General features: G+C 45.8%; 15 protein-coding genes and 1 riboswitch. Of the genes, 8 read left to right on the top strand and 7 right to left on the bottom strand.

Annotation, left to right across the window (positions count from 1 at the left end; all coding sequences use genetic code 11):
* Positions 1–51: 51 nt before the first annotated feature.
* Both moeB and moeA read right to left on the bottom strand, forming a co-directional pair.
* A complete protein-coding gene (gene moeB, locus MMG82_RS06390; protein ID WP_144376174.1) occupies positions 52–813 on the bottom strand; it encodes a molybdopterin-synthase adenylyltransferase MoeB in 762 nt (253 codons plus the stop codon).
* Positions 814–822: 9 nt separating this feature from the next.
* Positions 823–2,076 (bottom strand): molybdopterin molybdotransferase MoeA, encoded by a 1,254-nt coding sequence (moeA, locus tag MMG82_RS06385; protein WP_241406637.1) that lies wholly within the window; start codon positions 2,074–2,076, stop codon positions 823–825.
* Between the two features lie 328 nt (positions 2,077–2,404).
* Here moeA and ftnA point away from each other — a divergent pair, with 328 nt between their 5' ends.
* Positions 2,405–2,941, top strand: a complete 537-nt coding sequence (gene ftnA / locus MMG82_RS06380) for a non-heme ferritin (protein ID WP_037416358.1) — start codon at positions 2,405–2,407, stop codon at positions 2,939–2,941.
* A 76-nt stretch (positions 2,942–3,017) separates the two neighbouring features.
* Here ftnA and MMG82_RS06375 read toward each other — a convergent pair whose 3' ends face one another.
* Positions 3,018–6,251: an EAL domain-containing protein gene (locus MMG82_RS06375; protein WP_188871294.1), complete on the bottom strand. Its 3,234-nt coding sequence runs from the start codon at positions 6,249–6,251 to the stop codon at positions 3,018–3,020.
* Between the two features lie 355 nt (positions 6,252–6,606).
* Positions 6,607–7,260, bottom strand: a complete 654-nt coding sequence (ribB, locus tag MMG82_RS06370; protein WP_241406636.1) for a 3,4-dihydroxy-2-butanone-4-phosphate synthase — start codon at positions 7,258–7,260, stop codon at positions 6,607–6,609.
* 195 nt (positions 7,261–7,455) lie between these two features.
* A riboswitch (FMN riboswitch) is annotated at positions 7,456–7,688 on the bottom strand.
* A 240-nt stretch (positions 7,689–7,928) separates the two neighbouring features.
* On the opposite strand from ribB, the gene MMG82_RS06365 reads away from it, so the two are divergent.
* The 5 genes from MMG82_RS06365 to MMG82_RS06345 all read left to right on the top strand — a co-directional run bounded on the left by MMG82_RS06365 (position 7,929) and on the right by MMG82_RS06345 (position 12,608).
* Positions 7,929–10,064: a S9 family peptidase gene (locus tag MMG82_RS06365; RefSeq protein WP_241406635.1), complete on the top strand. Its 2,136-nt coding sequence runs from the start codon at positions 7,929–7,931 to the stop codon at positions 10,062–10,064.
* 10 nt (positions 10,065–10,074) lie between these two features.
* A complete protein-coding gene (locus tag MMG82_RS06360; protein WP_241406634.1) occupies positions 10,075–10,509 on the top strand; it encodes a GIY-YIG nuclease family protein in 435 nt (144 codons plus the stop codon).
* 421 nt (positions 10,510–10,930) lie between these two features.
* A complete protein-coding gene (locus tag MMG82_RS06355; RefSeq protein ID WP_172591177.1) occupies positions 10,931–11,626 on the top strand; it encodes a hypothetical protein in 696 nt (231 codons plus the stop codon).
* A 59-nt stretch (positions 11,627–11,685) separates the two neighbouring features.
* Positions 11,686–12,042 carry a hypothetical protein gene (locus MMG82_RS06350; RefSeq protein ID WP_172591178.1) on the top strand — a complete coding sequence of 119 codons (357 nt, stop codon included), beginning with the start codon at positions 11,686–11,688 and terminating at the stop codon, positions 12,040–12,042.
* Between the two features lie 341 nt (positions 12,043–12,383).
* Positions 12,384–12,608, top strand: coding sequence for a hypothetical protein (locus tag MMG82_RS06345; protein ID WP_047535844.1), 225 nt, complete (start codon positions 12,384–12,386; stop codon positions 12,606–12,608).
* Positions 12,609–13,033: 425 nt separating this feature from the next.
* Here the strand turns inward: MMG82_RS06345 and MMG82_RS06340 are convergent, their stop codons facing one another.
* On the bottom strand, positions 13,034–14,038 hold the full coding sequence (locus MMG82_RS06340; protein ID WP_241406633.1) for a hypothetical protein: 1,005 nt from the start codon (positions 14,036–14,038) through the stop codon (positions 13,034–13,036).
* 295 nt (positions 14,039–14,333) lie between these two features.
* Between MMG82_RS06340 and MMG82_RS06335 the strand changes: the two genes are divergently transcribed.
* Entirely contained in the window at positions 14,334–15,965 is a 1,632-nt protein-coding gene (locus tag MMG82_RS06335; RefSeq protein ID WP_203432511.1) for a methyl-accepting chemotaxis protein, read from the top strand.
* A gap of 256 nt (positions 15,966–16,221) precedes the next feature.
* Here MMG82_RS06335 and MMG82_RS06330 read toward each other — a convergent pair whose 3' ends face one another.
* On the bottom strand, positions 16,222–16,998 hold the full coding sequence (locus MMG82_RS06330) for a DUF4097 domain-containing protein (RefSeq protein ID WP_241406632.1): 777 nt from the start codon (positions 16,996–16,998) through the stop codon (positions 16,222–16,224).
* A 269-nt stretch (positions 16,999–17,267) separates the two neighbouring features.
* On the opposite strand from MMG82_RS06330, the gene MMG82_RS06325 reads away from it, so the two are divergent.
* A complete protein-coding gene (locus MMG82_RS06325) occupies positions 17,268–18,035 on the top strand; it encodes a class I SAM-dependent methyltransferase (protein WP_241406631.1) in 768 nt (255 codons plus the stop codon).
* Between the two features lie 24 nt (positions 18,036–18,059).
* On the opposite strand, the gene MMG82_RS06320 is transcribed toward MMG82_RS06325, so the two are convergent.
* Positions 18,060–20,051, bottom strand: coding sequence for a M14 family metallopeptidase (locus MMG82_RS06320; protein ID WP_241406630.1), 1,992 nt, complete (start codon positions 20,049–20,051; stop codon positions 18,060–18,062).
* Positions 20,052–20,144 lie beyond the last annotated feature (93 nt).

Raw genomic sequence — 20,144 nt, 5'->3', positions numbered from 1 at the left:
TTTGTCATTCCTTAATTGTAAAAAGCGTGCTGAATATTAAAGGTTAATGTGCTACTCACCACATATCTTGCAGTGAGGGTGCTTGGGTAATTTCATCTCGCGAAATTCCATGGTCATAGCATCGATCATCAGCATTCGTCCTGCCAGTGTTTTGCCCATACCCGTGATGACTTTGATTGCTTCAACCGCCTGCAAGCAGCCGACCATACCGACGACAGGCGCAAGAATACCGGATTCGACACAGCTGAGTTGCTGCTCGCCAAAAAGTGAACTAAAGCAATGATAACAAGGCGTTTGCGCTTGATAGTCAAATACGGTGACCATGCCTTCCATGCGGATGGCGGCGGCAGAAACCAGAGGGATCTTGTGCTTAAAACAGCTCTTATTTAATTGCTCACGCACGCTGACATTATCAGTGCAATCGACCACGATACTGTGGTTGGCGACTAAGGCATCGATCTCATGGTCATCCAATACCGCATTGATAGTATTGATTTTAACGTGAGGATTGAGCTGATTAAGGCGCTGCTTGGCCGACTCGACTTTAGGTTGGCCAATAGTGGCATCCTGATGCAGCACTTGGCGCTGTAGGTTAGAGAGCTCAACCGTATCGAAATCGACTAAGGTCATCTCGCCAATACCCGCAACGGTCAAATATTGCCCCGCCGCGCAGCCTAAACCGCCAGCGCCAATCATCAACACTTTGGCGAGTTTTAAGCGTTCTTGGCCATCGATATCCATCGCCTTGATCGAGATTTGGCGACTGTAGCGGGTGAGTTCGCTATCGCTAAGGATGTCTACTTGTTGATTCATAAAAAGACCTTAGCAAAGCACGCTGTTAAAGGGTTCAACCGTGACTTTTGTGCCCGCTGGCGAGTCACCTTGGAACTGTTCTAACAACACAAAGCAGTTAGCCAGACTCATAGAGGTCAACATACCCGACCCTTGACTGCCTGTAATGGCGACTTCCAGCTCGCCCTGTGCATTGCGGGATAAAATACCGCGCTGATACTCAACGCGGCCGGGCTGTTTACGCACTGGTGTCGTCAGGGTAGCTGATAACATCAGTGGCGCTTTTGGGGTTAAGCCCTGCATCTTGTTTAGAATTGGCCACACCAGCTTATAGAATGTCACCATAGAGGACACAGGATTACCCGGTAAACCACAGAATACTGCTTTGCCTATGCGTCCCATGGCGAAGGGTTTACCTGGTTTGATGGCGAGTTTCCAGAAGGTGATTTTGCCTTCTTCATCAAGGATCTGCTTCGTAAAATCTGCCTCACCGACGGATACGCCGCCCGAGGTTAATACCATATCCGCTTGGCTCGCAGCATGGCAAAATGCATGGCGAATCGCCTCTGGATCGTCAGCGACAACCCCTAAATCCAACCATTCCACATTGGCGCGGTTGAGTAACCCTTGGATTGAATAGCGGTTGGAGTCGTAAATTTGCCCTGGCGCTAAGTCGCTGCCCACGGGGCGCAGCTCATCTCCTGTGGAGAAAAATGCGACCTTGAGTTGGCGGTAAACCCGCACCTGACTCACGCCAATGGTGGCTAATACACCGAGCTCGGCGGCTTTAATTTCGATGCCCGCTTTCAGCACTTTGGTGCCTTGCAATAGCTCTTCACCGCGGCAACGCACATTGGCGCCCTTAGCCTTAGGGTGATTGATTTGGATTTGATTGCCCTGTGCTTGGGTCTCTTCCTGCATTTGCACTGTGTCATAACCCGCAGGCACTGGCGCGCCCGTCATAATGCGCACGCAGGAGTTGGGGGTAATTTCACCCTCAAAGCCATGGCCTGCGAAGGAGCTACCAATCAGTGTTAATGTGGTCTGCTCGGTTTGACTGTTTAAATCGGCAAAGCGAAAAGCGTAGCCATCCATTGATGAGTTATCAAAGGGGGGTAAATCGATACACGAGGCCAAATCCTCTGCTAACACGCGGCCAAGCGCGTGGGGAAGTGTAACGACTTCGGTGTCTGACACTGGGCTAACCTGCTCAAGCAGAAGGGGAATGGCTTGATCTGGATGCATTAAGCTAGGTTGCGAACAAGGATCGGCTTTCACGGACATCGGGTCTTCCTTATGGGCAAAGGGTTGGAGCAAATATGGGGGCTATTATGCCACGCTGCGCTTGCTTGGCTATGATCTGCATAGGAGTTTATGTGATTTGTTAGGTAGTTTTCCTTAAGTGTTGCCTAAGGTTTACTCTTTTTATACTTGAGTTTGCAGTAACGTTCGTGCGGTACTAAACGCGATTCTATGAACAAATGAAAATCATTTTTATCAATGAATCATTAACTTAGCTAAGTCAACAAAGGTAAATTTTGTTGCTTTTGCTGCCGCCCTTCATGACAATGTGAGCCGATGATTTAAGTGCGAATGCCCAAGAGGATTAACTATGCTGTCTGCAACCATGATCGAAAAGTTGAATGAACAAATTAATATGGAGTTTTTCTCCTCTAATTTATACCTGCAAATGAGTGCATGGTGTGAAGATCAAGGCTTTGAAGGCGCAGCAAAATTTATGCGCGAACATGCAGATGAAGAAATGGGCCATATGCGCCGTTTGTTCACCTATGTGAGTGAAACCGGTGGTTTACCTCTATTGGGCGCCATTGCAGCACCTCAGTCACAGTTCGATTCTCTGCTGGCGTTATTCGAGCTGACCTATGAGCATGAACAGTTAATTACTCGTCAGATTAACGCGTTAGCCCACACTGCATTTTCGAATCAAGATTATTCAACCTTCAATTTTCTGCAATGGTATGTGGCTGAACAGCATGAAGAAGAAAAGCTGTTTAAGTCGATTGTCGATAAGATCCGTTTAGTGGGTGAAGATGGCAAAGCGCTGTTCTTTATTGATAAAGATCTTGCCAAATTAGCCTCAAAGGGCGGCGAAAGTATTATGAATGCTCAAAGCCAACCGCAGGCTTAAGCGCAACACCTTTGCCCATAAAAAAGCAGCCTAGGCTGTTTTTTTATGGGCAAAAATCAGGATTTTCGTCAATCTATCAAGCATTAACACACTTTTCGCGCGGTTCTTGCTGCTGTAATAATGCCGGTAGTGTTTGGCTTAGCAGCGGCGTAATGGCTGCAAATGGCAGGGGCTTAGAGATCAAATAGCCTTGGGCGTAGTGGCAACCTAAATCACGCAGTAGATTCCATTGGGCTTCGGTTTCAATCCCTTCGGCCACGAGTTCCATTTCAAGGCTTTGCCCCATCATCACGATGGCTTTCACTAAATTGGTATTTGAGCTATTGCTCAGGGCATTTTCCACAAAGCTGCGATCGATTTTTATCACAGAGATAGGGAATTTCTTCAAATAACTCAAGGATGAATAGCCAGTACCAAAATCGTCGATATAAATCTGCGAGCCTAAATGACGGATGGATTCTAGGGTGGTTAAGCAGTGGCTAGCATCGCCCATCAGCATGCTTTCAGTGATCTCAATATGCACGTTTCTTGGGTTGATATGGTGGCGGTTAAAGCATTCTTGCAGCACTTGATCAAATCCTAAACCTCGAGCATTTACACATTGGCGGCTTGAAACATTGATAGCCACGTTAAGGTGTAAGCCAAGTTGTTGCCATTGTCTGAGGTCGTGCATCGCTTGGTTGAGCACCCATTCCCCCATAGGTTCGATAAGTCCTGTCTCTTCAGCGATGCCAATAAACTGGTCAGGAGGGATTAAGCCTAAATCCGGGTCTTGCCAGCGGATCAGCGCTTCAACACTGCAGACTTTACCCGTTTTCATCTCCACAATCGGTTGATAGTGCAGCGTAAACTCATTCTGTGCCACGGCACGGCGTAGCCGCTGTTCAAGCTCCATACGGGCAAACATGGCTTGGTTCATTCCCGAGGTGAAGTATTTGAAGTTATTGCGGCCGGCGTCTTTTGCCTGATACATGGCCATTTCGGTGTTGCGGGTCAGCGAGCTGACATCTAGCCCATCTTCTGGGTAAACCCCAATCCCAAAGCTGGCGGAAATTTGAATTTCCCGTTCATTCAAGCTAAAAGGCGTCGACAGGGTTTCGATGATATGGCTTGCCATATGCTCGATCGCAAATTCATTGGTGACACGGGGAAGGATAAGCACAAATTCGTCCCCGCCGATGCGGGCGACAAAGTCGGTTTTACCAGCAATATTTTCCAGTCGCTTGGCCACATCTTGTAATAATAAGTCGCCTGTGGCGTGGCCTTGTACGTCATTAATATATTTAAATTGGTCTAAATCAATCAGCAGAATCGCCAGTTTACGGGAGTCATGTTGGGCGAGCTGGATTTCATGCTGCAGCCGCTCATTAAAGAGTTTGCGATTCGGTAATCCGGTGAGCGTATCGAAATGTGCCTGATACCACAGATCCTGTTCATATTGCTTACGTTTACTGATATCCATAAACAAACCAATATGTTGGATTATTTCACCCCGTTCATTACGCACTACAGTAATGGCTAAATACTCGGGATACACTTGGCCATCTTTGCGCTTATTCCAGATTTCGCCTTCCCATTTGCCGTTTTTTTCTAATGCTTCCCACATCGCGGTATAGAAATGGCTTGGATGGCGTTTCGAGCTTAAAAGTGAAGGGCTTCGGCCTTTCACCTCTTCTAAGCTATAGCCTGTGATCTGGCTAAAGGCGGGGTTAACTAATTCGATATGGTTATCGGCATCCGTCACCATAATGCCTTCGGCCGAATAGTTAAAGACCGCCGCGGCCCGATTAAGCGCTTGATTCGCTTTCTGGCGCTCGCTCAGCATACGGTTCATCGCCCGAGACATCCGCGCAAGTTCATCTGAGCCTGACACATCAATATGAATATTCAACTCAGGGTCGGCGGCCATTCGCTGCATATCATTAGCAATTTGGGTGATTTTATCCATAAAGCTACGAATGATTTTCCGCCCTAGCCACAGGGTGATGGTGGCGGTAAATAAGGCGGAGAGCAGATAAATACCTAATAGGGTTAGCGCATGCTGTTGTTGTTCATTACTCTGGCGAGCCATGGTACGCGTGATTTCATTACTGAGCGCGTTCAGCTTATTGATTCTATCTGTGGTTAATGTCCACCAGTGTTTGCTGCTCACTGGATGGGGAGGCATTAATAATTTATCAATGGCGCTAGTGAGATCGGTATTGTTGATGTGAGCAAGGGCGGTGATTTCAGCGAGCGATAGTTTTTGATCTTTTAATTGTAAGATCTTGGACATGCAGAATTGATACTGGTTGATACTCTCTTCGATAATCTGTACTGCAGGCGCAAGTGAAGGCAGGTTGATTGTTTCGCGGTTAAGTTCTGCGAGTTTTTGCTGAATCGTGGCTAAGGATTGATTGAACTTCTCAAGCGATATCAGGCTACCCGTTAATAAGTAATCTTGAAAACTATCGATTAACCCATCGTAACCCAGATTGGCGTTGATGCTTTGTACTAACGTGCTGATATGGATCTGTTGCTCTATTTGTTGACTGATTTTAAGTATTCGCAAGCTTTCCGGTGAGGCTTGTATCTGGCGGATGAGGGAATGTCTGTCAGATATTGAGGCATTGCTGGCATGGGAGATGGCTTGGCCATATTCATACATAATGGTATTGATGGCTTTGTAGTCATTAATGCTGAGGCTTTCTGACAACAACATACGATTGATGGCGCTGCGTTCTTTCACTGCCAACTCTTGCACCATCAGTAGATTCAGTAAATCTGCGTAGGCTCTTGATTGATTAATATCATTGGTGAGTAATTGCAGTTGTTGGATTAACTGCATTAATTCAGAATTAAATTGTTGATATAAATCGATAAATGCAGATGGGTGTTGATCGAGCGCTTCTTGGCGGCTCGATGCCAATTTATGACTTAGCAGCGTTAAACTCGTCAGTTTTTCCTGTAACTGGGTCGATGCCAGTTGGCCACTTAACGCAGTATTCAACGCAAGCAAAGCCGGACTTTTAAGCAGTGCTTCTAGTGCATCAGAGGTCAGTTGTTGCTGTTGCAATAGACGAGTTTCATCTTGAGGCGTAGTGGCTGGGAGTAATTGGGTACTTAATCCATATTCGTTATGAAGTTGATAGAGTAATTCATTGATTTTTGAAGTAGTTTGTATTGCCAAATGGTTTTGAGTGGCAAAGCGATACTCTTTCACAAGTACATACATTCGCGACAGCACAAAAATACTCATCATCAGCAAAGGTAGCAGCGAAAACAGAATCAGTTTCTGTTTCAAGCTGAGATGCTGTAGCGTGGATGGCATACAAACTTACTCCTCAATTGGCCTGATTTGAGACATAAAAAATCAAGGAATTTCCTTGATGGGGTGAAAGCGGAAGGTCAGGCACTGGGTGCGAATATTTAACATACAAGTCTGTCGCTCGCGACCCTTGGTTTATGGATATCTAATCTAGCTCACGAAATTCAGCTATTTATTATATACACCTAAGATTATATTTTTATTGATGAAATTTTCTCCTAGCAGATAAATTGTTTTGCTGTCTGTGATATCTAGCGTGATTTGATACTTAACCAAAGTGTTTTATCGAAGTTAAATAAAAAAGGACGCGTGCCTTCGCACGCGTCCTTTAAATTGCATCCTGTTTATGGGGCCAAATTTAGCCTACATTGGCTAATAACGACTTACGGTAAACCACGATATCTTCAATCGTCAGTACAGGCATTTTATGCGCTGCACCAAAGGCGATAATCTCAGGCAGACGCGCCATAGTACCGTCGGGGTTAGTGACTTCACATAATACGCCAGCGGGCTTGAGTCCGGCCAGTTGCATTAAATCAATCGTGCCTTCGGTGTGGCCACGACGAGTTAACACGCCGCCGGGTTGAGCGCGCAGCGGATACACATGGCCTGGGCGAGCTAAATCACTCGGCTTAGCATTGTCGGCGATGGCGGTTTTAATGGTGGTGACACGGTCAGCGGCCGAAACCCCTGTAGTGACGCCCACTTTGGCCTCGATACTTACGGTAAACGCGGTGCCATATTGGCTTGAGTTGTTTTCGACCATAGGTGGTAGCTCAAGGGCTTTGACCTTTTCGTCCGGTAAACACAAACACACGATACCGCTGCATTCGCGAATAAGCATGGCCATTTGCGCATTGGTCAGTGACTCGGCGGCAAAAATTAAGTCGCCTTCGTTTTCTCTATCTTCGTCATCGACCACCAACACACCTTGGCCTTGGCGCAGGGCAGCAAGACCCACTTCAACGCGTTCGATAGCAGTACCAAAAGGAGCAAGTAAAGACTGATTCATGGTTAATATCCTTCAAAAATACGACATGGGAATATCCAGAATCAGGGCGTGCAGAAATACAGCCATTACCCTAAAGGGGATTGTGCTGTAGCAATCGACCCGTTTTAAGCGCAGGCTTAAAAACGTGATTGCAAAATATGAGGCTAACAGCAGGGATACTTAGCTCAAGTTAATGCCAATTATCCAAGTGTTGTCTTACATTCTCTTCCATCCGGACTCAGTACCGTTGCAATGTTTGCAAACAGCCCATTACCGTCGGCTCTGGAATAGTAGCGCTCGATAGGCTTAACCATAACGAGACAAGCTAGGGCACCAGATCTGCTGACCCCGAATTGCGTTCGGGCGCTCGCGGGCTTTAGTGTGGGGAAATTTTATTCACCTCACTATTTACCGCCGGTGGGGAGTTTCACCCCGCCCTGAGAATTGTTGTTAGGCTTTAGCCTAAAAACGCGGTTATGTTGCGCCTAATTATTGGTGATGGCAACAACATCGCGCCTGAAATTGGGCAATGTTTGCGCAAGCGCACAATGCCTTGTGATCCTTAAGCAAGCGCAATCTTTAGGAAACTCGCAACTTGAGCTAGCTTGGGTATATCATATCCGGCACATCAACTTATTGGCTTGCCGTCGTGCCCCTCGATGGTGTTTGAACGTCACAAGGACGTATACATGCGCTCTCTGCTGCTTACTTTAGGTCTTGCTATGTTATTACCCGGTTGCTCCACTCCAAAAGGGCAAGTCTCTGCGCCCGTTGCGGAAAAAATCCCCCATGTGATGACCTTGCACGGGGTCACACGCACCGACGATTACTACTGGATGCGCGACGATAAACGCCAAGATCCCAAAGTATTGGCGCATCTAAACGCTGAAAACCGTTATACCCAAGCTTACTTTAAACCGCTTAAGTCATTGCAAGACGGGTTGTTTAACGAGCTGACTGGGCGTTTAGTGGCCGATGAGTCGAGTGTGCCGTACCAATGGCACCAGCATAGCTATTACCGCCGCTACCAAGAGGGCAGCGAATATCCGCTGATCGCCCGCAAAGGCAGTGATGGGGTTGAGCAAATGATGCTGGACGTGAATGAACGCGCCAAGGGCCATGAGTTTTATGGTTTAGGTGGCGTTAGCGTCAGCCCAGATGAAACCATGCTGGCCTTTGGTGAAGATGTGTTAAGCCGCCGCGTGTATCACATCTACTTTAAAGATATTGAATCCGGCGCCATGATCACCGATGTGCTTGAAAACACAGAGGGTCGTATCGTTTGGGGCAATGATAATCGCCATGTGTTTTATATCGCCAAAGATCTGCAAACCCTGCTGGGCTATCGTGTATATCGCCACGAACTCGGCACGCCACAATCGAGAGATGTGTTGGTGTATGAGGAGCAAGATGATGCTTATTACATCTCTCTCGCCAAGAGTTTAGACGAGTCGCAAATTGTGCTGTTCCACGAAAGCACCACAACCAGCGAAGTGTCAGTGCTGGATGCAAACGATCCCTTAAGCCTGTTCAAACCTGTGCTTGCGCGGGAAGAAGGCCATGAATATAGCGTTTCTAAACTGGGTGATAGTTATTACATTCTCACCAACTGGCAGGCGACTAACTTCCGTTTGATGAAAGTGGCGATTAAGGATGCCGCCGATAAATCCAAATGGCAGGAAGTAGTTGCTCACAATCCCAATGCGCGGCTTGAAGATGAGCTGGTGCTGAAGGATTACCTGATCATTCAAACCCGTGAAAATGGCCTGACACGGATTAAAGTGATGCCATTCAATGGCCAAAAGCCCTTTGAGCTGAGTTTCGATGAACCCGCCTATGTGCTGGGTTTAGATGTTAACGCCCAGCAAGATAGCGATAAGATACGGGTTTTCTACTCTAGCCTGACCACGCCAGAGGCGATTTATGAGTACCACTTAAGCAATCCCGATAGACGCGATCTGCTCAAGCAGGAACAAGTTCTCGGCGGCTTCGATGCCAGCCAATACCGCGCCGAACGTTTATTTGTCACCGCCCGCGATGGCGCTAAGGTGCCAGTGTCCTTGGTGTATCGTAAGGATAAGTTCAAGAAAGACGGCACCAACCCTCTGTACCAATATGGTTATGGTTCATATGGTTACACTGTTGAGCCTGACTTTTCTTCATCGGTGATCAGTCTGCTCGACCGTGGCTTTGTATATGCCATCGCCCATGTGCGCGGCTCAGAAATGCTCGGCCGCCCTTGGTACGATGCGGGCAAATTACTGAATAAAAAGAATACCTTTAATGACTTTATCGATGTCACCACCGCCTTAACCGAGCAAGGGTATGGCGATAAAAATAAAGTGGTGGCCTCGGGCGGCAGTGCTGGTGGGCTGTTAATGGGCGCGATTGCCAATATGGCGCCTGAAAAGTACTTTGCTATCGCGGCGCATGTGCCCTTTGTGGATGTGGTTACGACTATGCTCGATGAGTCGATTCCGCTCACCACCAACGAGTACGATGAATGGGGTAATCCAAACGAGAAGACCTATTTCGACTATATGCTCAGCTACTCGCCCTACGACAATGTTGCCGACCATGAGTACCCACACCTGTTGGTCACCACAGGTTTGCATGATTCGCAGGTGCAGTATTTCGAGCCAGCTAAATGGGTCGCAAAACTGCGTGAAGTGCAAAATAAATGGTACAAACTGGACGATAAGGTGTTGTTATTCCACGTCGATATGGATGCAGGACACGGTGGTAAGAGTGGTCGTTACCGCCAGTACCAAGATACAGCGCAGGAATATGCCTTCTTCTTAAGTCTGCTAGGCATGACCAAGTAGGCGCCAACGGGTGACCGATTTAGTGATTGAAGCCGCTATTTCAACTCCTTCGGCTAGCCCCCAAAAAGGGGCTAGCCAAGCGCAAGCTGTTAACCAAGCTCAGCTTTCTAGCAAGCCAGAAGCGCTAGGTGCTGAGCAAGCTGTGACTTCGGAGCAAGGCGCAACATCAGAGATTGAACAAGCATCAACGTGGTATCTGTATCTTATCCGCTGCGCCAATGGCCACTTGTACACCGGCATCACCAAAGATGTCGCACGCCGATTTAATGAACATCAATCAAGCAGCCCCAAAGCAGCAAAGTACCTGCGCGGCAAAGGGCCATTAACCCTGATGTATCAAGAACAAGTCGGCACCCGCAGTGATGCCCTAAAGCGTGAGATCGCGGTTAAAAAATTGAGCCGCAGTCAGAAGTTGAGGTTGATTGAATCAGCTGAACATCGATAGTGCGAGATAAAAGAGCTAAATCATTGGTGTACACGTGTAATGATTAAGCACTGCCATTCCAGTGACACGCCGCCCTTTCATTTAACAAGAAGTATCCCTATAGGCTCGACCGCGGCATCTGCTGCATATGGAAGTACGAATGCCGCGATCACATGGATGTGAAAGAGCGGCCATGCCGCCAACGGTCACTTCCATATCAGTGCTTAATTCCATTAACCACGGAGTGTTCTGTTAGCCTGCGCATATCCTGATTCTGTTATTGGTGTCAGAAAAATAGAGCCGCTAAAAGAAGAGTTGAAATAGTACTTGCTCGTTATAATGTCATTTCTTGTGATGGTGTATTTATTGTAATTCTGATAAATTTCTTTTATTACAAGTGATTAAATATATGCACTTTACTGGTTTTATGAGGTTAACGCTCATGCGAACTAAGACGTTATGTTTCAAAGGAAATTGTGCGCCATATATGTTTTTCAAAAAATGTGTATTTATAATTTCTCTTTCAATGATATCTATATCGTGTGCGCCTGTAGTTCGAGATTACTATAAACCAATATATAGCGAAGGAGTTACATACAGTAGTGGCTGTGGAGGTTCTGGTCCTGCGAATAAAATATCAATACAGCTTAGTGAAGGTGTTGAACTCGAAGTATCTAGCTCGAGTTCAGCAAAAAATGAGAGATTTAAGAATTTTCATTTTTCAGCTTCAATTATTGCTCCATCTGGAACATATTTTCAATTTGAGAGCGATGAAATTGTAATTTCTGACAATACAACAAACAAAACATGGAGTGTAAAGATAGTTGAATTAATTACACGGGCGGAGAACATTCCAAACGCTAATTCTGATGAGTCAGCTAAGAATGGTGGGTATTTCAGTGTAATTCCAACATCGAAGATAACTGGTAATACCTTTTTTGGTTATAACACATTATTTGGTAAAAAGTATTTTAATTCTGGCGCATCAATAAGTATTTTTTCGAGCGATATTGAGTATAAATTGGAAGATTACTCTGTCCAGTTACCATCCATTATTATAAATGGTAAAAAATACATTTTTGAACCTATAAGATTTTTACATGTGCGAAGCATAGGGATAGACCCTCTAAATTGTTGATGTAATATGTTTCATCAGCATCGAAAAGACATTGTAATTACTAATTATGGATGGCATAAATGTTACTAAATGTGTTGTTTTTCCTCAGTTTTATATTGAATGTTTACTTGGTTTTTTGGTTCGCAAAGCACAGTTACACTATTGAAGCTCACTCTAGATTAAAGCGTGATAATTTTGTTTTATCTCAATTTGTTAACAGCTCTATTTCCAAAGGCGAACTTTTAAAGATTGCACAATCAAAATTAGGTATCCAGAAAGTAAAAGAACAATATAATAACCAATCGTGGGACGATAATAAATTTGCATCGTCTGTAATCATCGAGGGTATTAGCTTCTTTTTCAACGATAAAGATGAATTAATGCAAGTAGACCACTGGTACAAAGAGTGTTCACCTTTATGGGTAAGAACGTTTTAACAAACAGATTACAGGCAGTTTATCAGGATATCGACTGTTAAATTACCTTACAGGAATGATAGGGCTGGAAAAACTCTTTTAGGATTAACAGCCTGCACAGAGAATAAGAGCTGAGCCAACCAAAATAAGTGTGTCAATTAAACAGAATAGTTGCATGATGAACCCCAGCTTTGTGGAGCAAGCCTTGGTTGCTGGATTTAAATCAATGGCTAAATCCTAACCATTTATGCGGACGTACTGCTCTAAAAAGCAAGATAAATCTTAAGGTAATGGGTACGACAAACGCGATCCTATACCAGCAGAAATGAAATTAACAAACTCTTTGGGAATTCGGTAAGCTTATGAAAATTAATGAATTATTTTTTGAAGGTGATGAGGCGTTTATGTATGTTAATCATACTTTTGATGCTAATGACTTGGATGATTATATGCGCGGATTTCACAACATATCGATATCTATGAGAGATGAAACTTTAAACGGTCAAGAAGTAGTAAAGGTTAACTTTGGTGATCTCGTCGATGCTAATAAATTGAGATTCGCATTAGATGAATACTTTAGTAGCTGAAAAGAAAAGGTAGGAGGGTTTATCGAGACACCCATTGTTAAATTTTCTTACGGGAATGGTAGACTTGGAAAATTCTTGTGGGGTTAACAGCCAGCATCGAGAAAGCGTCATGATAGGTATTACTCGACTATCAATGGTTGCACCCAATCCAGCATTGTTGCGCCAGTGATCTCCTAAAACAGGGATTCTTTAGTAGAGCCTACATGGACGCGATTTTTAAAACATGAGTACGGCGAGTCACTGGTGTGGCTCATATAAGAGCGTGCGAAAGCCTGCGGCAGGCAATTAGGTGATACGATAGCCAGAAGCCATGATGCCGCCTATTTGCCCCTCGAACTATTACCGCAACTAAGTTTTGCTATGGAACTACCCATAGGCAGTATCGATGCTAAAAAGATATGCATGTCCTGTCTTTATGTTGTATATCAAGGTCGCTTAGAGAAAATGGATTTTGCATCAAAGGTTTGTGTTTGCATTCGTGCAAGCGTCTTGGTTAACACCTCATCGGCAGCATCTTCAATCCTGTGAATCCCCTCTGCCGCGATATAATCGGTAAACTGCTGATCAACTTGCTCAAACAAAGCTGTTATATCGCCAAATGCCGGATGACTAAACTGCGGATTAGCCAAGCCCCTGAGGTCTCGAAGCTTTAGCAGCATTAACGCCGTCAACGGTATGTATGAGAGATGTCCATTGTGGAACTCAAAAAAACACTTTTTATCCCCGATAACTGCTTGTTCTACCTGATCATCGCAGAGGGTTTGCAGCATGGTGCTGATGAATTCGATATCCTGTGTGTCCCAGTTATCTAAAAATGACGCATAGGGGAAAGGAGCCGTTTTTCGCAGTGTCACTTGCACCTCACTAGTGAAAGGCGGCTCGATATGTCCCAAATAACGGCCATACAGCAGCACCAAAAAATCGCCAATAAAACCATGGGAGCGAGCAATCCAGCCCGAACGCCGCGCGGTTGCCTCAGCGTAGTACAGCTCGTCTGCATAGTGTTTAAGCCCAGTGAACAGCATCAGTACAAGCCGAAACACGCTGATTGTAGGCCACATAGCGTTTGCTATCCCGCCAGTTTTTTCTATCGATGAACAATATTTATAGTAATCAATGGCGGTTGCAAAATAACCGTAAGCGAGCGAGCACATCAGCGGCGCCGCCTCAAGCCTGCCTGATTCTATATACGCAAGTTGCGCCACATCGGCGAAATAACATTCGGGTACGCCTAATTCGGCACCCAACAACTCCCACTGGCGAAAGTCCTCATCAAATTCGCGGTATGGCTGAATTCTCTCAAAACCTTCTGTTACCCCGCTGTCAATATAAAGAGGTAGCAAATACTGGTTATATTCAAAGATATTTTTGGCATAATCGCGCATATGCTTACGACTGCGGCTGCGTTTATTGATAAATTTAACTAACATGGTGTGCACCCTTTTACTTAGCTGGCGTCAAGTGTACCGTAACTGTTCCGGACGTACCTACCATCGAAGTTTATCGAGACACTCATTGTTAAATTTTGCCCCACATTTATCGTTGTTACTTTAAATCATGTATTAGCTAAGGTTATGCCTTTTAGAAACCAGCAAATAACTACTATTAATTATCCGTTCGGATAGCGAAAGTTGAATGTCTGGCTTATATATTTATGGAGGGAATAAGCCTGTATCAGGCGTCAGATAAATACATTTGAGCATAGTCATCATTGTCGGGGTTTACATGCGTAATCTAAAGATAAATCATCTTTTACTTGGAGCTTTTGCAATTCCCATGATTGCGATTCTTGGGTTAGCCATGCTAGCGATAGGTAAAATGCAAGTCATTAATGAGCAATCCACCGTCATATCCAACGACTGGCTACCATCCGTGCGCGTTATAGAACGACTGAATGGCCAAACGGCAGATCTTAGGGTGTTAGAATCCCGTCATATTCTCTCGTTGGACGATGCTCAAATGCGAGATACTGAACGCGAATTGGATAAAATAAAAGAGAAAATTGACGAATCTATACGCACCTATCAACAACTGATTAGCGAGAATGAAGAAAAAGTCATATTCAATGATTTTAATCGCTTATATAAGGAGTACCTAGGAATTCAGCAGAAGCTTCTCACTCTCTCAAGAGCAAACAAGAATGAAGACGCCAAACAACTGCTGTTAACCGAATCTCTAAATGCTTATAACGAATACTCGGATTTATTACTCCAATTATCTGATTTAAATAGCAAAGGAGCACAAGCTGCGAGCAGTTATGGTGATGAGATTTACGATGAATCGATAAAAATAATGCTATTTATCTTAGTCATTGTTTCGCTATTGGTATTAGCTACATCGATTATCATATCAAGATTTATTGTAACTTCGATTAAGACAGTTCAGGCCTTTATTTCTAAATTAGCAAATGGCGATCTTACAGATCGAATTAACGATATTGGTAATAACGAATTAGGTCTATTGGCAAAGGGCTGCAATGATACTGCTGATAAAATTTCTGAAATGACCGAGCAGTTGATTAACGTTGCCGATAATACAGCGACTTCTGCGGAAGTATTGGCCTCCACTATGAATCAGGTTGAAAATAACTCTAAGCAAATGCTGGTTCAGGTAGAACAGATCGCGACCGCACTCAATCAAATGTCCAGTACAGCCCTAGAAGTCAGTAAAAATGCAACTGAGGCTGAAACCAGCGCAAGGGAGGCAATGGATAATGTCACAGTGGGTAATAAATCCCTCGGTGAATCTGATGTCATTTCTGAAAAAATCGGTGCGGCCATTCGTGATTCAGGAGCCATAGTGAATCAGTTAAAAGATTATTCTATAGAAATCGGCTCTGTTATTGACGTTATTACCAGTATTTCCGAACAAACTAATTTACTGGCATTAAATGCTGCAATTGAAGCGGCACGGGCCGGAGAAGCTGGACGCGGTTTTGCTGTCGTGGCAGATGAAGTACGCTCACTTGCCGCTAAAACACAACAATCGACTATTGATATTCAAGGGATCATTTCCAAGCTACAGTCTCAAGCAGAAAAAGCTGATCATTACATGAAAGCAAATGCAAGTTTGTTAGATGAATCTCAAATGGTTTCGGAAAAGGTACGTAACGCTTTCCATGGTATTTCCACGTCGGTTAATACAATTTCTAATGTCAATACTGTCGTTGCAACGGCTTCTAGCGAACAATCAAGTGTGACTGAAGATATCTCCCAAAATATTTCCTCTACAGTTGAAATAGTCGACCAAAACGTAATGGGTGTTGGCAGTGCCAGCAAGGCCTGCCACGATGTGTTGGCTGAAGCTGGTAAACAAAAGCAACTACTTGCCTTTTTCAAAACAAAACGTCGATATTGAGTGAATAAGTCGGCACTAAAAAAGTCATGACAGGCATTACTCGGTTATCAATGGTTGCACCCAATCCCGGAAAGTCTCAGACTCAAAAAAAGATGCCACTACAAGGGGTTAGTGGCATAAAGTGCATAAGATTGTCCATGGAACGGTAACGCTAAAAAGGGTGGGTAGAAGACTGACATTTTGGTTGGGAACCGTTACAACATCAGTCTCTACGCCGGGAAGTTGGTTGAGCGGTAACGCTGTTGGTTTAACGGGTTTAGAGTTTGCTTACTGGGCCATCGATTTTATCGAAGCTCACATCCCCTGAACCTGCTGAGAGAATGGTTAACCCCTTAGTGTTCACCACATTGATATCGCCTGAGCCATCGTTGATGGTGACTGTGCTTTGCACATTAGCGACTTCAATTTCGCCTGAACCGTCATCAATGGTGATGCTGCCTTTAATATCATTGACTTGGATACCACCAGAGCCGTCGACAATGGCAAGGTTGCCGTTGACTTGGCTGACTTCAATCGCGCCAGAACCATCGTCGATGCTGACATTATTGCCGCCATGGATAACCAGTTCGCCTGAGCCATCCTTGACCTTGATATCCGCAGTCATCTTGTTGATAAACATAGCACCTGAGCCATCGTCGATATCTAGCGCTAATCCTGCTGGCACTTGTAGTTTCAAATCGATATAGGGAGAGTAATTGCTAAAGCTGCTATGGGATTCAAAGTCGGCCTTAAGCTTGGCTTTGTTGGCCTTTTTCTCAAGGGTGAGAATGACTTTGCTATCGTCATTGCTATAGATATCAGCGACTAATTTAATTTGGGTTAGGCCTTCGACACCGATGATTTCAAGGCTGCCCGCACCTGTTTCGGCAACGAGCTCCTGCAAGTCTTGAGCATCGAGGCTGAGTTCACGTTGCTCGTGGTCTAAATCCGGCATGCCAGCGGCGTTCACATTGATAATGCAGCCAGTGAGTGACACGCCAACCGTAAAGAGGGCGACAAATCCGAGGGTGAATATAAAAGGGCGTAGTGACATTTTCTTCTTCCTTGTTATCGACACTCGACGACCGACTGAGTGCAACACTGATAGCGATTAACTTTATGTAAGTAGAGATTGCACATCCTATGCCAATTTTAAAATGTATTAATAATCATGCAGATAAGTTAAATGTGTCCGCTTGGGCGCAGGCGGACATGTCCGCTGAATGAGTGATTTTCCCAAAGAGTGGTGAAATTACTCACTTATTCGGTTAGCGTGTGTCCAACATTCCTGCTTGATTAAAAGTGCAACTAGAAAGGATTCACATGGATTACTTAACGACCAATAAAATCGCTTGGGATGCCCGCACTCGAGTGCACTTAACTTCTGATTTCTATGATGTTGAAGGCTTTTTGAGTGGCAAAACATCCTTAACGGAAATCGAGCTGAGTGAGCTTGCGGTGGCGGGCAAAAGTCTATTGCATCTGCAATGTCACTTTGGTTTAGATACCCTGTCGTGGGCGCGAATGGGCGCAAAAGTGACTGGGGTTGATTTATCCGAAGTGGCGATTGCTGAGGCGCGTAAGTTGGCGCAGCAGACGCAGTTGTCTGCCGAGTTTATTTGTAGCGATGTCTACAGCGTTGTAGGCAAGGTTGAGCCGCAAGATATTGTTTTTACCTCCTATGGTGCCATTGTGTGGCTACCGGATTTAACACTCTGGGCGCAGACCATTGCGGCGTGTTTAAAGCCCGGCGGACAGTTTTATATGGCCGAGTTTCATCCGGCGCAGCAGCTATTCGATGGCTATAGCTATTTTAATCGCGGAGTGCCAGATATTGAGCAGGAAGGGACTTATACCGAGAATGCCGGTGATGAGCAGCACACCTTAATGTGCTGGTCGCATAGCTTGTCTGAGGTGATCAATGCCTTATTGCAGGCGGGTTTGGAGTTAGCGTTCTTCCACGAATTTGCGTTTAGCCCCTATAACTGTTTTGCAGGGCTAGAGGCGCAAGCCGATGGCCGTTATGTACTAAAACACCAAGGGCAACAGGTGCCCTTGGTATATAGCATTAGCGCGCGTAAGCCTGCTTAATCCTTGCCGTTTTTAACGGCGGGATTAACGGCTACGGTAGACTGGATACTTAAGATGTTGATTATCGTAGTAAGGGCTGCGTTCATAGAACCAGCGTAAGCGTGCCTCGGGATCGGCGGCAAACTCTGGGTTTTCCAGCGCTTTGTTAAATTCCGCCTGTAGCTTTGGATCTTCCTTAAGCATCTTGGCGGCCAGCGGCTCTACTGCGTAGTCCTCAATGTATTCGGTACGGGTAAAGATAGGGTTAAAGAAGCCCCATTGCAGTAACGAGTCCGGTGATTGTGGCTCAAGCAGTAAAATCGCCAGATCGCCTAAGGGTTGATCTGTGCTGATTTTCACTGTGCCCGCGGGCAAGGTGGTGGTCAGTTTGGCCAGTGTCGAGTCGGCCTTCACTGTGAGTCGTCCCTCGAACGCTTTGGTATTAAACACCGGATTGCTCAAGCTGTATTGTTGCAATTTAAGCTCAGTCGGTTTGCTTAAACGTGTCATCCGGATGCCGTGTAGATTCAAGCGGTCAATCACTTGCGTCCATTCTGCGGGAATATAGTAGGCGCTCGGGCGAGTGACTTTAATATCGGGCACGGTTTCGGCCATCACAGGCAGGTTAGGGTACAGTTTAGGCTCGCCTGTCCAACGCACTACCTCGGTGCCGCTAATCGGACTTTTCTCAAGAGTGTAGTCAATGCCTTTAAAATCCCAGCCTTTAGCCAGTGGTGCCGATTTCCACGTTAATGTGACCAGTGGTGAGGCGCGGTATTTATCCTCTTGAATCGCACTCTTTAACTTGGTCGCTTGGTCACCCACGGTTTTTAGGGTTTGCTCTAGCATTACATAGGTGCCAAGTACGCGCTGTTTAAAGGGTTTTAAGCTGTGGTTTTCAATCAAAATAGTCGGGAGATGGCGGGCATCACCATAACCATTGGAGAAGCGTGGGCTTGGGTTCCACAGTGACATGCCTTTAGTGATATCGGTATTGTCGATGGCAAAAATCAGTGGACCAGGGATATGGCCTTGGGCTGTTAAGGCCGCTTCTACCGCTGGGCGGTAGCTATTTTCGAGCCAGCGGAAACTGGCGGGACTCAAGCCTTGGGCGAGGTTGTAGCCGAAGGTGATGTCGTATTGGTAATCGATGCCGTCGGTGACATGCACATCGATATACAGATCCGGTTGCCACACATTGATTGCCCGCAGCATATTCTGCATTTCTAAGGTGTCGGCCTTGGCATAGTCACGGTTCAGGTTGAGATTATTGGCATTGGTGCGCCAGCCCATATTCACCGGGCCACGTTGGTTAACGCGATTAAATTCGCCGCTGCGCTCATGGGCATCAACGCTAAACATAGGCACAAACAGCAGGTTGGCTTTTTCGAGTAGCTCGCTTTTGTCGCCTTTGACTATATCTCGCAGTAGCATCATGCCTGCATCTTTACCGTCGATTTCACCGGCATGGATACCGGCTTGCACCAGAATCGTCGGCTTAGTGTTTTGCTTTAGCCGTGCCGATTCGTTAATGCCTTCACTGCTGGCGACATACATCCAAATGTCGCGGCCTTGAGGGCTCTGACCTAGGCTGACTTTTTGCAATTTAGTGGTTTCGGCCGCCAATCGGTCGAGCCATGCGATGGTGTCGTCATAGCTTGGGCTTTCGGTGCCATTGCTTTGCTCGAAGGGCGTTGCCCATTCGTTATCGGCGCTGAGTAACAGAGCTTCGCTGCCACCGTGCCACGTGATGCTCGGCGGGAGAATGGCGTCATTGACAAAGGTATTAGCGCGAGTTGGTGTCGCTGCGACTTCGGGAGCGGTTTCTGTCGCGCTCAAAGCGCTACTGCTGGCATCTGTTTCAACCGCGTCGGTTTTAGCGGCCTCAGTGCTGGCAACTTCAGCGTTGGCAGCTCCAGAATTAGTCACTTCGGGTTGTGCGACTTCGGTATTCGCGGCAACGGCTAACTGGGCTGTGAATAATGAGCCCGCCGATAAGCAGGCAATGGCGATAACGGAAGGGGAAAACAAGCGCATGAAAACAGTCCACACATCGAATTTTTATTAGGGCGGTATCTTTTCATTAAGCCCCTACAAGTGCAAGGGCTGCCAAGGGTTTATCTTGGTCTG

The sequence above is a fragment of the Shewanella sp. MM_2022_3 genome, from assembly GCF_022557375.1.
In the GTDB taxonomy this organism is placed as follows: Bacteria; Pseudomonadota; Gammaproteobacteria; order Enterobacterales; family Shewanellaceae; genus Shewanella; species Shewanella xiamenensis.
The sequence above is the reverse complement of the archived record's forward strand: the minus strand, read 5'-3'. Positions and strand labels throughout refer to the sequence as shown.